This is a genomic window from Ectobacillus panaciterrae DSM 19096 (genome assembly GCF_000430785.1).
In the GTDB taxonomy this organism is placed as follows: domain Bacteria; phylum Bacillota; class Bacilli; order Bacillales; family Bacillaceae_G; genus Ectobacillus; species Ectobacillus panaciterrae.
In genome coordinates this window covers 1-14,859 of record NZ_AUMR01000030.1, presented here as the reverse complement: position 1 = coordinate 14,859, position 14,859 = coordinate 1, and the positions used below count along the sequence as shown (strand labels likewise).

Below are 14,859 nucleotides of genomic sequence, written 5' to 3'. Positions count from 1 at the left end.
ACACGATAGGAGGTGGAACCTTAGTTCAAGGGCTAAGGGACTTTGTTGGAACTTTGGAACTTACTATTGATTATTATTTTAATCGCCATCACAGGATTTTTCGTCGCAACAGAGTTTGCCATTGTTAAGGTTCGCACCAGTCGGATCGATCAACTTGTCGCTGAGAAAAAGCCCGGTGCTCTTGCAGCGAAAAAAGTGATTTCGAATTTGGATGAATATTTGTCTGCCATACAGCTGGGTATCACCATTACATCGCTTGGTATTGGATGGCTGGGAGAGCCTGCAGTGAGCCATTTGCTGGAGCCTTTGTTTGAAGGCCTGCACATAGCTCCGGCCTTATCCAGTACAATTGCGCTTATTCTTGCATTTTCCATTATCACGTTTTTGCATGTTGTAGTGGGGGAGCTGGCGCCGAAAACTTTAGCAATTCAAAAGGCTGAGCAAATTACAATTTTATGTGCAAAGCCTTTAATTTACTTTTATAAAATCGCCTTTCCCTTTATATGGATGTTAAACAGCTCAGCGCGTCTCGTATCAAGCTTGTTCGGCTTAAAGCCTGCATCCGAGCATGAAGTGGCTCATTCAGAGGAAGAGCTTCGTCTTATTCTTTCAGAAAGCTATGAAAGCGGTGAAATTAACCAAACGGAATTTAAGTATGTGAACAACATCTTTGAATTCGACAATCGCGTTGCTAAAGAAATCATGGTGCCCCGTACAGAGATCATCGGTTTGTATGCAGATGAACCGATGGAAGAGCATATGAAAACAATCCGGACAGAAAAGTATACGCGTTATCCAGTATTCGGAGAAGATAAAGACGATGTGCTCGGCATGGTAAACGTAAAGGATTTCTTTTCCCGTTATATAAGCGAAGGAGGAGAAAAAATTGAAGGTGTCACAAATTTTATGCGTCCCGTTATTGAAGTGATGGAGACGATGCCGATTCATAGTTTGCTGCTGCAAATGCAAAAAAAGCGAATTCCTCTTGCTATTTTGTATGATGAGTACGGCGGCACAGCTGGACTTGTTACGCTTGAGGACATTTTAGAAGAAATCGTAGGGGAAATACGAGATGAGTATGATGAAGATGAACGGCCGCCGATTCAACACGTTAACGAAGCGCATATAGTGATTGACGGGAAAGTGCTTGTAAGTGAAGTGAATGACCTTCTCGGCATTCATTTGGAGGAGGAAGATGTCGATACAATCGGCGGCTGGATCATGATGCAGGATTCAACAGTTACAGAAGGTCAAACATTTGAAGAAGACGGCTGGACATTTCAAGTGCTGGAAAAAGATTCACACCAAATCAAGCAAATTGAGATTAAGAAAAAGACCAAAAAAGAAGAATCGGTGCAAGTGCCGATTATATAGAAAAAAGCAGGCAAACAGAAACGAACGCAAGAGAGATCGGTATATGCCGATCTTTTTTTTAGGAATTATAAAATTCATCGATAATACTGTCTATTTCTTCCTTCTGTTCGCGGTATGCAGTAAACCTATGTGCTTAGTGAAAAGACATAGGGGAGAGTGTCTTAAAGGGTTTGACCGCTACCATACTCTGCAGATGCTCTACGCCCATTTAAAAAGGAGCGGGCGGTTTTTCTTATAAACTTTTTTTGAAAATTTCGATCATATTCCATACAATAGTAAGAAAGACGTACGAAGAAGGTGAAGGATATGGATGTATTTATAAAAACAGAGCTGCAGCGGAGTGTTCTCCAGCAATTGGAGGGTTTGCGGAAAAACTTTGTAGAACGGGAATCGGAGCTGGATGAGCTTGGAGCGTTTCCGTTTCAAAACATAAAAGAACTAAAAGAAATAGAATATACGTCTTTATCTCTACCGAAGGAGTACGGTGGAGAAGAAATTTCTTTATATGATTTTTTGTTATTTCAGGAAAAAATTGCAGAAGGGGACGGTGCCACTGCATTATCCATCGGCTGGCATATGGGAATATTGCAGGAGTTAACGGAAAACCGCCAATGGGATGAAAAACGGTTTGTGTGGATGTGCAAAGAAGTAAAGAAAGGGGCGCTTTTAAACCGCGCGGCAACAGAGCGAGGGACGGGAAGTCCGACACGCGGCGGCAAGCCGGAGACGATTGCACAAAAAAACGGCGATACCTGGCTGATTAGCGGGCGCAAAACATTTACGACAATGGCGCCTGTACTGGATTATTTTCTTGTGTCTGCAACAATAGAAGAGACTGGAGAAGCAGGAGAGTTTTTGATTCCGCGCAATACGGAAGGCGTCTCCATTGAAGAAACATGGGACAGTGTGGCAATGCGCGGAACGGCAAGTCATGATTTGGTCCTACATAATGCAGAAGTTCGACTGGAGTACTTAGTAGAGAAAAAAGGCGGCAAACCGAAAAACAGCGGCTGGCTTCTGCACATACCGGCTTGTTACTTAGGAATCGCAAGAGCGGCAAGAAATTACGCAGTGCAATATGCAAAAACATATAAGAATAACAGTATTCAAAAATCAATTGCATCGTTGCCAAATGTGCAGCGTCTGATCGGAGAAATGGAATTGGAGCTTATGAAAGCACGGCATTTTATGTACAGTGTAGCAGAGAAATATGACTGTTCAGAAAATCGGGAAGAACTAAAAGGTGAACTGGCTGGGGTAAAATATACGGCAACAAATGCGGCAATTTCAGTAGTAGATAAGGCAATGCGTATAGTGGGCGCAAGAAGTCTGTCTAAGAAAAATCCGCTGCAACGCTATTATTTGCATGTGCGGGCAGGATTGCATAATCCGCCGATGGATGATATGACAATGGCGCTGTTAGCGGAGCGGGCGGTAATGGTCGAGTGAAATTTTATAACTTAACAAACGAATTATAACGAATGCCACCGGTTATCTTGCAACAACAAATACAGAAGCTCTTGACAATATCTTGAAGAAATTGTCAAAAGCGGTACACGAAACAAAGCATGACTTCATTTCAGTAAGCTTTTTAGATTTGATTATGTGTAAAACAAAAGGGGCTATGAGCCAAAGCTCATAACCTCCTGTTGTTTTACATAAAGTGGAACACTGCATTCAATTGCAGTAAGCTAATGAAAAGAAGAAGCACCAAGCTGTATTTCACCGCAGTTTTAAACAGATTAGATTCTTTCCCTACAAGTCCAACTGCCGCACATGCAACTGCGATAGATTGCGGAGATACCATTTTTGCCATTGTGCCGCCTACTACGTTCAATGCTACTAAATTGGCCGGTGTCATACCAATTTGTGCTGCTGTTACAGCTTGCAGCGGAGCGAACAAGGAACCGCTGGATACAACAGACCCTGTTAAGAATACACCGATCCAGCCTAAGATTGGGGATAATACCGGAAACGTATTGCCAGTAGAAGAAAGCGCCAACCCAAGAGTAGAAGACATACCAGAGTAGTTTGTAACGTAAGCCAATGCGATTACGCTACATATTGTATAAATAGGTGCTTTCAATTCTTTTAAAGTTTCAATTGTTAACGCTTTAACCAAATTTCCTTTCGCGCGGAACATAATCAAAGAAATAATGATTGCGAGCACAATGGCTGTAGTTGTAGATGAGAACACATCAAGTTTAAATACTGCGGCAAACGGTATATTCTGTTTTACAATCGGTACAGTTTTTACTACCGCATTGTTTAATCCAGGCACTGGAAGGTTAAATACAAGACTTTCTAAGGAACCGCCTGGTGCAAATAAAGCTTTTACCGGTTTTAAGTTGAAAATTGTTACTAATGCTGTTAAGAAAGCAAATGGTGACCAAGCATACAGGATTTGTCCAATTGTATATTTCTTTGCTTTTTCTGTTTTATCTGTTGCTAAATGATAGATTTCTTTCGGCTTCCATACTCGCAAGAATAGGGCCAGTGAAACCATGCTCACAACTGCGGAGAAAATATCGCCAAGTTCAGCACCAAGGAAGTACAATACGATAAATTGAGTAACTGCAAAAGAACCGCCGCTTACTACAATAGCTGGCAACGTTTGTTTGATTCCTTTAAAGCCGTCGATCATGAACACAAGCAGGAATGGTACGATAAAGCTGATGAATGGAAGAATAGAAACAGTGTGGCGTCCTACTGACAGCGCATTGAGTTCTGTTAATTGCGCAGGAACTGTAACTGGAATTCCCATCGCACCGAAGGCGCCGCCGGCAATGTTTGCTACTAGGCAAACTGCTGCAGCCTTAAGGGGGTCAAAGCCCATGCCTACCAAAAGAGCTGCTGTTATGGCTACTGGAACCCCGAAGCCGGCTGCACCTTCCAAAAATGCCCCAAAAGAAAAGGCAATCAGCAATACCTGAAGACGAGAGTCGCTCGTTATAGTAGCAATGCTATTGCGAATCACATTAAAATGACCGGTTTTTACAGTTAGTTTATAAAGGAAAATGGCTGCAATTACGATTGAACAAATGGGGTAGAACCCGTATGCTGCGCCAAACGCGGCTGCTGATACAGCTGTTGCAGCCGGCATATCGTACACAAATACAGCTAATATGACAGCTAAAATCACACTATAAAGGCCGGATACATAACTTTTCATCTTAAGTACAGTTAAACAAAGAATGAAGAAAAAAATGGGAACTGCAGCTACAAGAGCAGACAGCCAAATGTTTTGAAGCGGATCATAAATTTGTGTCCACGTATTCATTGTAAGGACCTCTCTTTGTAAAAGAATTTTATATTCCTCTAAGAGAAGAATATTTATTTGTGAAAAACTTCACAATAAATTTACATTTTTAGTATAATCTCCGTTAAACAGGATTGTCAATGTAACAAAGGTAAATTTATACAGCGTTTTACGATGTGTAACGAAATCGCTATAATTTAGGGTATATATGGAAGAGAGGGAAAAGTATGTATACTGAAATACAAAATGTATTGCAGCGCATTGAAAAAGAAAACGATGTGAAAATTGTATACGCTGTGGAGTCAGGAAGCCGTGCATGGGGATTCCCATCCAAAGATAGTGATTACGACGTTCGGTTTTTGTATGTGCACCGGCCGGAATGGTATTTATCTATTGATCAAAAGAGAGATGTGCTGGAGTACCCTGTCAGCAATCAGTTGGATGTAAGCGGCTGGGACATTCGAAAATCGCTGCAGCTGCTGCTAAAATCTAATCCTGCACTGATAGAATGGCTTCGTTCACCGATTATATATAAGGAGCAGTATACAACAGCAGAACAACTGCGGGAAATTAGCACTTCTTATATATCAAAGAAAGCGAGCATATATCATTATTTGCATATGGCACAAGGGAATTTTCGGGATTATTTGCAAGGAGATATTGTAAAAATCAAGAAGTATTTTTATGTGCTGCGGCCCTTGCTTGCCTGTATGTGGCTTGAAAAAGAAGACACAGTGCCTCCTGTAGAATTTGAGAAGCTTCTTCATATGGAAGGGCTGTCTTCGTCTTTTCTTTGTGAAGTTCATGAACTGCTTCAGCGAAAGAAAGCTGGAGAGGAGCTAGATCTAGAGCCGCGCAGGACGGCGCTTCATGATTTTATAGAAGAAAGGCTCGCGTATTATCCAAAGTATGTAAAAGAGGTGGCCGACAGAGGAGAAGTCAGTACAGATAAGCTCAATGAATTGTTCAGAGCAGCTTTACAGGAAGTATGGCAAAGTTAATCAAGGGAGAGCAATATTCTTCTCTTTATATCTTTTGCAATTTTATACCCTGTATAGTATAATAAACAGAAAATGTAATAAAGGGATAACAAGATAATCCCGGAAGAAAGCAGGTGGAACAGAGCTGGCTATTTTAAACGCTACAGATGCAAACTTTGCAGCTTCCGTACAAAACGGATTAGTTCTTGTAGACTTTTGGGCTCCTTGGTGCGGTCCTTGTCGTATGGTTGCACCGGTATTGGAAGAGCTGGACAGCGAAATGGGCGAGAGTGTGCAAATTGTAAAAGTTAATGTAGATGAAAATCAAGGAACAGCTGCGCAATTTGGGATTATGAGCATCCCGACAATGATTCTTTTCAAAGACGGTGAGCCTCTTGGGCAAATTGTAGGCTTCCAGCCGAAAGAAGCATTAGCGGAAATTTTACAACAACATATATAAAGAGAATGAGGGGAAAAAATCATGTGTCCAAAACAATTTAATTACAATATTTCTGAAGATGATGTACAAATGCTTCGTGCATTAGCGCATCCTTTGCGTTTGCGTCTTGTAAAGGAACTGATAAAGCGAGGAACTTGCAACGTTTCTCAGCTGCAGGAAGTACTGCAAATTCCGCAATCTACTGTATCTCAGCATTTAACAAAATTAAAACAAACAAAAGTCGTGCAATTTCAAAGACGCGGCTTAGAAGTATATTATAAAGTGCAGGATGATAAAGTAAACTACTTGATGGGGACTTTATTTGCTTAATTGAAAAGAAGGATCGGACAGAAGCAGCCTAAGAGAGTTTAGGCTGCTTCTGTTTGTATTTCTTCCCTTTTTTGACATTTAGAATAAAGTATATTAATATACCTATAAAGGTATCGGAAAAGGTAGGTATTGTATGGAATATACACAAGAGATGAAGAATCGTTTAAAGCGCATTGAGGGGCAAATCCGCGGTGTTCTTCGCATGCTAGAGGAAGAGAAGGATTGCAAAGAAGTCGTGACGCAATTAAGTGCTGCCCGTTCAGCTATTGATCGCACGATAGGCGTTATTGTGGGTTCAAATTTGGAGCAGTGCTTGCGTGATCAAATGGAAAAGGGTAAGTACGAGGAACGTGATCTCGTAAAAGAAGCTGTACAGCTTCTTGTTAAGAGCCGATAATTTGTCAAAATGAATTGACAAATTTTTTTAGGATTATCAAATATCTGCAAGGGTAAATTGAAAGTGTTTTATCAAAAATGATTCACCTTTTATCGGCACGTTCATATATTAAGTATTACTCAACTGTTTAACAAGCCTAAGCTTAGTCTGGAACTAGGTTTAGGCTTGTTCATTTGTTGTTTGTTTTCTTATAATTCCTGCAGAATAAGGAATGATAAGAAGGATTCAATAAAGAGGAGGATACATATGGACGCAAATCGAGTAAAACAAATTTTATCATCTCCTGCCAACATTCGTGTGGAGTATCATGGCGTGCCGGTTTGGATTGAAAGCTGCGATGAAGGAAACGGAATCGCGAATGTGCATGATGTGGCGAATCCGAAAGAGTCGGTACAGGTGAAGATTACGGAGTTAGAAGAGCAATAAAAAACGGCCAGACAGAATGAATCTGTCTGGCTGTTTTTTTACAAAAATATAAATGAAAAAGGATGGGAATTAAACATCCCACCCTTTTGGATTATGCCATCATACGAGAAATCTTCTTGGAAAGAAGAAGCAGGATGACTCCCATAAAAGCTGTTGCGCAGCCAATTAATGAGAATACTTCGAAGTATCCTAAGGATGATGTATAAGAAGCCAACGCACCCGCCAAGTAGTTTGCTAAACCGGAACCAGCCAACCATACACCCATCAAGAGCGAAGCAAGTTTTACCGGTGCGATTGCGCTTACCATAGATAATCCGACTGGAGAAAGGAACAATTCTCCAAGCGTATGAAGCAAATACGTTACGACAATAAACATGAGATTCGCTTTTGTTGTAATATGATGTTCATCGCTGCCTGTTTGCATAACAGCGAATAGTAATACCAAGAATCCTAAACCAAGCAAGATCATGCCAAGGCCCATTTTCGTAGGAACTTTTAAGTCACCTTGTTTTCTAGCAGCAAGCTTCGTCCATAACATAGACACAAGAGGTGCCAAAAGAATGATGAATGCTGGGTTAACAGATTGGAACCAAGAAGAAGGAACTGTCCAACCGAATATTGTAGTATCTACAAATCTGTCTGTATAAAGTGTTAAAGAACTTCCGGCTTGTTCAAAACCAGCCCAGAAGAATACCACGAAGCAAGTCAAAATTAAAATAGCCCATGTTCTTTGTTTTTCTTGCTTTGTTAAAGGAGTGTTGGCAGCTGCTTTATTCGCAACTGTTTTTACTTGTTTTGCGGTTACCTTTGTTCCTGCTTCTCCAAGATAGCGAGGTGCAAGAAGATTAAAGATAATTTGACCGACAATCATACCGATACAAGCAGCCAAGAAACCATACTTAAATCCATATTGTACAACACCATTTATAGTTGTTTTAAAGTAAGTTTGCGCAAGATATCCGCAAACAAGCGGTGCAAATAGTGCGCCGGTGTTAATCCCCATATAGAAAATAGTAAAGGCACTGTCACGACGCTTATCGTTCTCACCATAAAGCTCGCCTACAAGAGTAGAGATATTCGGTTTAAAGAAACCGTTTCCAAGAATCAGAAGGGTTAGACCAACCCATAAACCTGTTCTATTATCCAAAGCGAACAGTGTAAAGTTCCCAGCTGCCATCGTAATACCGCCGATTGTGATAGCAAGGCGTCTTGGAATAAATTTGTCAGTGAGGTAGCCTCCCAGCAGCGGAGTGAAGTATACAAGCATAGTAAATATTCCGTAAAGCTGCAGTGCGAAGCTGTCCTTGAAACCAAGGCCGCCGCTCACCATTTGCGTTGTCAAATAAAGCACTAAAAGCGCTCTCATTCCGTAGTAACTAAATCTTTCCCACATTTCAGTAAAGAACAACAAATATAATCCTGGAGGATGTTTCTTTGTCGGGTGTTGCTCTTGCTGTACTTTTAAAGCTGCATCCATTTCTCTTCCCCCTATTTCGTGAAATTTACTAAGAATTCTCACAATTTATAAACTTTCTAAGTATTCTCACAATTTATATGTAAATCCATCTTAATGTTCCGACATATCCAAGCTCGTCCCATATACGCATGCAACACAGGTAAACATGTTCTGTGAAAATGGTAGTTCCTCGTTTACACGATATCCATAACATGCAACCGTACAGCGGGTATCTTGAAGGGTCTGACCGCTTCTACATGCGGATGCTTTAGCCCCTCCCGCAAAAATAGGTTTTTTCATCCAGGAATGGACACGATCATGCTTGTTTCGTATATCGAATTTTTAAATTGGACTCATATAAATTTTCTAATAATTCTCACAATTTATAAATTTTCCGAGAATTCTCATAATTGATAAATTCTCTAAGAATTCCTACAGTCATTATTTTAATTTACTAAATATTTAGAAGTCAATAGAATTATATGGGAATAACATGAAGATTAATATTAAATTCAAATTTAGTGTACCCATTTATTTAAATTTATTTGATATAATGCCGTGAATGTTGATTTTTTTGACTATTCTACCTATATGGATTATTAGAAAAGTGTGATAAATTTATGTATTTTTATTATTTAAATTTTCTGGGAATAATGAAATTAAAACTAATTTATTTTTGTAAAAAAATGTTATTGCTTTTTCATTTCATAAATTAATTGTTGATTCGTTTTCTAACCAAAGCGTTGTAGATATTCGCTTCACCGTTGCCGTACAGGTTATCAAATCCTGCCACACCGTAATCTTTTGCCGTTCTTTCAATCAGTTTCTCAACTTCTTTTACGCTTTTTTATTTCTTGTTTACATAATTATTTTAGTCATCCTATAAGGGTTTTTGCAATTTAAGCAAGAGTTTCCCGCTTTAAGGGAGAGTGGGTGAGGTTTATTTAAAATTAAAAAGCTCCCGTTTGCACGGGAACTTTTCGTTGGACAGAGTACATATTTTAAGGATAGGAGGAGATTATTTTTTCAAAAAGTACTTTTCCATTTCATCTAAGCATAAGTTGGCAGCCAATACACCGCCGGCAGTATTCCAAATTGTGTCGCTTACTTTGTATACTTTCTTATTTTTAGATACCTGTAAGTTTTGGAATAACGGATCGTTAACAAAGTCTTTTTCGGCATTGGTAGCTTTGCCGTTACCTTCTTCATATGTGAAGTAGAACAGGATATCACCGTCCATCGCAGGAATGCGTTCTTTCGTAACTCCTCTTTCAGCAAAGTCAGGCTTATCTTGAGATTCTGGGCGCTTAAAGCCAAGCTCGTCTAAAATAACTCCGGAGAAAGTGTCTTTATGATACATGCGCACATCGCCGGGCATGAAACGAACCATAGAAACCTTTTGGTTCACTTTGTCGCCCAGTTTACCTTTTAGCTCCTTAATACGAGCTTCATATTGATCCATTACCTTCTTGCCTTCAGCTTCTTTATTTAACGCTTTTGCATATAAATTGAAATTTACTTTCCAGTCACCGCGCAGTGTCTCCGCGAAGACAGTAGGTGCAATTGCTTTTAATTGCTCATACACTTTTTCCTGGCGTATTTTGTTGCCGATAATTAAATCAGGCTTTAAAGAAGCGATCTTCTCCAAATTGACTTCATGTTCTGTTCCTACTACTTCGACACCGTTCATTTTGTCTTTAATATGTGCATACCATGAATCGGTTGTGTTTGTAAAGGACTTTACAGCGCCGACAGGTTTAACGCCCATTGCAAGCAATGCCTCTGTACCTTCATTAGTTAAAATAACAACTCGCTTTGGAGTACCTTTAATTTCAGTTGTACCCATTGCATGCTGTACAGTATACGTTTCCGTTGCTTTCGCATCTTTTTCTTCTTCTTTCTTCGCTACTTCCTTCTTGCCGCAAGCGCTTACGATAAGGACAAGAGATAGAACCAGCATTAATAAGCTCCATGAAATCTTCTTCATGTATGTACCCCCCCCAAAAAAATGTTAATGATAATCATTTTCATTTACAACGAAAATATTATAGTGTTTGGATAAAGATGTCAACATCTAAATGAAAAATATTATCATTCTCATTGACGCATGTTCTATTCTTCGTTAGACTGAATGTAGGATATATAGAAGGGGTTTACATGAATGATTTTAAAAACGAACAGGGCAAAAGCAGTTGGATTATTAGTATGCATGATTTTACTGCTATATAGCATTTGGGCAAGTATCATTTACGGCTATACAGATACAAGCACGAAAACTGCCTTAGATGCTTTCACGCATTATAATGGATCGAACGAACATATTATCGTTACAACTGTGCGTTTGCCTCGTGCTCTTATTGCAGCGGCTATAGGAGCAAGTCTTGCTTTAGCGGGGACGATTTTGCAAGTACTGATGAAAAATCCGCTGGCGTCTCCGGAGATTATGGGGATCAATGCGGGAGCATCATTCTTTATCGTAGTAGCAGTTGCGGTATTCTCAGTGCAGTCGTTTCAAGCATTTACATGGATTGCGTTTGCCGGAGCAGCTGTAGCAGCTGTTATAGTATATATGATAAGCTCTCTCGGTCGCGAAGGGCTGACGCCGATTAAACTTACGCTTGCCGGAGTTGCCATGGGCGCATTTTTTGCTTCCTTTACACAAGGATTGCTTGTACTGAATGAAACGGCACTGGATCAGGTTTTATTCTGGCTGGCCGGCTCTGTTCAAGGCCGAAAATTGGAAATGCTGGAGAGTGTTTTTCCATACTTAGTGGTTGCTTGGATCGGTACCTTTATCATGTCAGGAAAAACAAATATCCTGATGATGGGAGATGACGTATCTCGCGGTCTCGGTCAGCGGACGCTGCTTGTAAAAGGAATATTGGCGCTCTTAGTTGTGCTTCTTGCAGGCAGTTCCGTAGCGGTAGCGGGTCCTATTGCATTCATCGGTATTATTGTTCCGCATTTTGCCCGTGCGTTTATCGGTACAGATTATCGTTGGGTCATTCCTTACAGCGCAGTATTTGGGGGGATTTTACTGTTGGCCGCTGATATCAGCGCCCGGTATATCTTAATGCCGCAGGAAGTGCCGGTCGGTGTGATGACAGCGTTCATCGGAACTCCGTTTTTCATTTACATTGCGCGTAAAGGAGGGCTTGCGAAATGAAAAAATACATTCCAGTTCGAATCGGGAAGGATTTTGCTTCTTTCCTGTTTGACAGAAAAGCGCTCCTTACAATTTTAAGTTTGCTGGCAATAACGACAGTTGTTCTCCTTACAAGCGCAGGAATGGGGGACATGAATATTTCGCCTTGGGCTGTTTTTCAAGCTCTTATTGGAAACGGAACAGAAACAGATACTTTAATTGTCATGTCCTTTCGAATGCCGCGTATTGTGGCAGCTCTTCTTGTAGGGATTGCATTTGCTGTCGCGGGAAGCATTTTGCAGGGACTCATTCGCAACCCGCTTGCTTCTCCTGAAATTCTCGGTATCACGGGCGGGGCCGGAGTTGCGGTTGTATTATTTCTTGCCATCTTCAGCGATAGAAGCGGTGCATTGACTATCAGCATCGAGTGGCTGCCGCTTGGAGCATTTGCAGGAGCGACGATAGCTGCACTCATTGTTTATTCGCTTTCTTGGAAGGATGGCGGAGTGCCTCCGCTTCGCCTCGTTTTGATTGGAATTGGGATGTCTGCCCTTGCGAAAGCTTTAACTACATTGTTTATGATTTTAGGAACGATTCAACAAGCGAGTAAGGCAAACATTTGGCTGACGGGGACTGTATACGGATCGAGCTGGAAAAATATAGCGATCCTGGCACCTTGGACACTCATTCTTGTTGTGATAACATTAATTTCAGCGAGAAAATTAAATGTGCAGGAGTTTGGCGATGAGCTTGCAATCGGGCTTGGCAGCCAGGTACAAAGACAACGTTTGTTTTTGCTGCTTCTTTGTACAGCGTTAATTGGCGGGGCGGTCGCATTTGCGGGCGCCATTGGATTTGTCGGTCTGATGGCACCTCATATTGCACGAAGATTGGTCGGTTCGGCTTTTGGTGCTTTATTGCCCGTATCAGCTCTTATTGGTGCTATACTTGTATTAATTGCCGATTTAATCGGACGTATGGCATTTTCACCGCTTGAAGTCCCAGCAGGTGTATTCACGGCAGCGATCGGTACGCCGTACTTCATTTACTTGCTGTATAAGAGCCGAAATGTATAATGAAGAAAAGGAAGATGAGCTTATGCAATTAAAAACAAATGATTTAAAGTTATCATATGGCGATGCTCTTATTATAGATGAACTGAACCTTGAGATCCCAAAAGGGGAAATCACGGTTTTTATCGGCGGAAACGGCTGCGGGAAATCTACGCTTCTTCGTTCTCTTGCCCGTCTATTAAAGCCTTCCGCGGGTGCTGTTTTACTAGAAGGAGAAGCGATTGAAAAGCTTCCGACGAAAGAAGTGGCACAAAAGCTTGCGATTTTGCCGCAAGGACCGATTGCACCTGAAGGTTTAACGGTGCTGCAGCTTGTGAAACAAGGCCGCTATCCGTATCAAAAATGGTTCAAGCAATGGTCACAGCACGACGAAGAGGTTGTGCAGCAAGCCTTAGCGTCCACAGGAATGACTGAGTTTGCGGATCGGCAGGTAGACTCTTTATCCGGCGGTCAGAGACAGCGGGCATGGATTGCGATGACATTGGCGCAGGAGACGGATATTATTTTATTGGATGAGCCTACGACATACTTAGATATGACGCATCAAATCGAAATTTTGGATTTGCTGTTTGAGCTGAATGAGAAAGAGAAGCGAACAGTTGTCATGGTGCTTCATGATTTGAATCTAGCGTGCCGCTATGCGCATCATATTGTGGCAATTCGCGAAAAGAACATTTATGCACAAGGAAAACCGGAAGATATCATCAACTGCGCGCTTGTTCGCGATGTGTTCCGTATGGAATGTCAAATTACAGAAGACCCTCTATTCGGAACGCCGCTTTGCATTCCGCAGGGAAAAGGGCGCTGTGTTGTAAAGCAGAAGGCTGTATTAGTGAAGTAAGGACGATGACTTTGGTTGTCGTCTTTTTTTGTTGGGCATGTTGGTAGTATAATGAGTGTATCGACTGAAAAAAAGGGGTTTACGAATGAGCAAGTACGAAGAAGTTTATCATGCAGTGATGAAGCGAATCGAAATGGGCAGCTTACAAGAAGGAGATAAAATCCCTTCTGAAACGGAGCTCATGAGAGATTTTGAAGCAAGCAGAGGTACGGTGCGTAAGGCTGTAGATTTGCTGCAAGAGCGCGGTTACGTACAGAAGATACACGGAAAAGGCGTATTTGTGCTAGGTAAGAAAACGATTGAATTTCGTCTTGGCGGCATTGTGAGCTTTCAAGAGGAGAACAGACGCTTGAACCGTGAATTTGCTACGCATGTCATTGAAATGAATAATATATCCGCCGATCGTTCGATAGCAAAGCTTCTAAACGTAACAACAAAAACAAAAGTAGACACTATTAAACGTGTTCGTAATATTGACGGGGAGAACGTTATTTTGGATGTGAACTATTTCGTTTCAGATCTCGTTCCTGGTTTGACGAAAGAAGTCGCGGAAAGCTCCATTTACGAATATATAGAGAGAAAGCTCGGTTTGCATATCAGCTATGCGCATCGTGTCATTGAAGCACAGCCTTGTACAGAAGAGGATCGAAAATATTTGGACTTGAACGGTACGGATCATGTAATTGTTGTCAAAAACTATACGCATTTATATGATGGAAGACAATTTGAATACACAGAGTCGCGTCACCGCCTAGATAAATTTTATTTTTCCGACGTAGCTCGCCGTTAGGAGCATACTCATCAATAGATGAGTATGCTCAGAGTGACGAGAAACCCAAAGGGTTTCTCGTTTCTTAAAAGAACGATTTGTTTCAAAATAATAAAATAGAATAACATACAGAAGAAATTGTGAGGAATAGTCCTTCACCTTACCTATTTTGGTAAGGTTAAGGGCTATTTTTTTCATGTTTTGGCAGGCAGCTGTGAGGTATGCCTGCATTTGGACAGACTTCAGCCCGCGAAATCGAGCATAACGATAGCCATGGAGCTCTTTGGCATCAGCGAAGCTCCGCTCAATCGTGGAACAGCGAACCTTGTACAGTCGCTTTCCTGTTTTGGTTCGTTTATTGGCTCGGACT

General features: G+C 41.2%; 14 protein-coding genes and 1 pseudogene. 11 read left to right on the top strand and 4 right to left on the bottom strand.

The genetic code is table 11. From position 1 onward, the window contains the following. Positions 1-45: 45 nt before the first annotated feature. Positions 46-1,374: a hemolysin family protein gene (locus H540_RS0108605; protein ID WP_028400289.1), complete on the top strand. Its 1,329-nt coding sequence runs from the start codon at positions 46-48 to the stop codon at positions 1,372-1,374. A 306-nt stretch (positions 1,375-1,680) separates the two neighbouring features. Next, the gene (locus tag H540_RS0108600) at positions 1,681-2,823 is read left to right on the top strand and encodes an acyl-CoA dehydrogenase family protein (RefSeq protein ID WP_028400288.1); all 1,143 of its coding nucleotides are present in this window, start codon (positions 1,681-1,683) and stop codon (positions 2,821-2,823) included. 205 nt (positions 2,824-3,028) lie between these two features. Here H540_RS0108600 and H540_RS0108595 read toward each other — a convergent pair whose 3' ends face one another. Then, complete coding sequence (locus H540_RS0108595; protein WP_028400287.1) at positions 3,029-4,654, bottom strand: lactate permease LctP family transporter; 1,626 nt, start codon at positions 4,652-4,654, stop codon at positions 3,029-3,031. 206 nt (positions 4,655-4,860) lie between these two features. Here H540_RS0108595 and H540_RS0108590 point away from each other — a divergent pair, with 206 nt between their 5' ends. From H540_RS0108590 to H540_RS0108570, 5 genes are all read left to right on the top strand, one after another. Further along, positions 4,861-5,634 (top strand): nucleotidyltransferase domain-containing protein, encoded by a 774-nt coding sequence (locus H540_RS0108590; RefSeq protein WP_028400286.1) that lies wholly within the window; start codon positions 4,861-4,863, stop codon positions 5,632-5,634. A 124-nt stretch (positions 5,635-5,758) separates the two neighbouring features. Further along, positions 5,759-6,073 carry a thioredoxin gene (gene trxA / locus H540_RS0108585; protein ID WP_028400285.1) on the top strand — a complete coding sequence of 105 codons (315 nt, stop codon included), beginning with the start codon at positions 5,759-5,761 and terminating at the stop codon, positions 6,071-6,073. 21 nt (positions 6,074-6,094) lie between these two features. Continuing rightward, positions 6,095-6,382, top strand: coding sequence for an ArsR/SmtB family transcription factor (locus tag H540_RS0108580; RefSeq protein WP_028400284.1), 288 nt, complete (start codon positions 6,095-6,097; stop codon positions 6,380-6,382). Between the two features lie 133 nt (positions 6,383-6,515). Then, complete coding sequence (locus H540_RS0108575; RefSeq protein WP_028400283.1) at positions 6,516-6,779, top strand: metal-sensitive transcriptional regulator; 264 nt, start codon at positions 6,516-6,518, stop codon at positions 6,777-6,779. A gap of 246 nt (positions 6,780-7,025) precedes the next feature. Then, positions 7,026-7,205 carry an H-type small acid-soluble spore protein gene (locus H540_RS0108570; protein ID WP_028400282.1) on the top strand — a complete coding sequence of 60 codons (180 nt, stop codon included), beginning with the start codon at positions 7,026-7,028 and terminating at the stop codon, positions 7,203-7,205. A gap of 91 nt (positions 7,206-7,296) precedes the next feature. Here H540_RS0108570 and H540_RS0108565 read toward each other — a convergent pair whose 3' ends face one another. Together H540_RS0108565 and H540_RS0108560 are read right to left on the bottom strand one after the other, a co-directional pair. Then, the gene (locus tag H540_RS0108565; RefSeq protein ID WP_028400281.1) at positions 7,297-8,682 is read right to left on the bottom strand and encodes a peptide MFS transporter; all 1,386 of its coding nucleotides are present in this window, start codon (positions 8,680-8,682) and stop codon (positions 7,297-7,299) included. A gap of 997 nt (positions 8,683-9,679) precedes the next feature. Continuing rightward, positions 9,680-10,648, bottom strand: coding sequence for an ABC transporter substrate-binding protein (locus tag H540_RS0108560; protein ID WP_028400280.1), 969 nt, complete (start codon positions 10,646-10,648; stop codon positions 9,680-9,682). A gap of 174 nt (positions 10,649-10,822) precedes the next feature. Between H540_RS0108560 and H540_RS0108555 the strand changes: the two genes are divergently transcribed. The 4 genes from H540_RS0108555 (at position 10,823) to treR (ending at position 14,510) form a co-directional block, all read left to right on the top strand. Then, positions 10,823-11,827: a FecCD family ABC transporter permease gene (locus H540_RS0108555; RefSeq protein ID WP_028400279.1), complete on the top strand. Its 1,005-nt coding sequence runs from the start codon at positions 10,823-10,825 to the stop codon at positions 11,825-11,827. Continuing rightward, positions 11,824-12,882 (top strand): FecCD family ABC transporter permease, encoded by a 1,059-nt coding sequence (locus H540_RS0108550; protein WP_028400278.1) that lies wholly within the window; start codon positions 11,824-11,826, stop codon positions 12,880-12,882. The genes H540_RS0108555 and H540_RS0108550 overlap by 4 nt, the downstream gene beginning before the upstream one ends. A 22-nt stretch (positions 12,883-12,904) precedes the next feature. Beyond that, positions 12,905-13,720, top strand: a complete 816-nt coding sequence (locus H540_RS0108545) for an ABC transporter ATP-binding protein (protein WP_028400277.1) — start codon at positions 12,905-12,907, stop codon at positions 13,718-13,720. Positions 13,721-13,805: 85 nt separating this feature from the next. Further along, positions 13,806-14,510 carry a trehalose operon repressor gene (gene treR, locus H540_RS0108540; protein ID WP_028400276.1) on the top strand — a complete coding sequence of 235 codons (705 nt, stop codon included), beginning with the start codon at positions 13,806-13,808 and terminating at the stop codon, positions 14,508-14,510. A gap of 147 nt (positions 14,511-14,657) precedes the next feature. Here the strand turns inward: treR and H540_RS31960 are convergent. Beyond that, positions 14,658-14,859 (bottom strand): annotated as a pseudogene (locus H540_RS31960) (transposase); the annotation flags it as partial.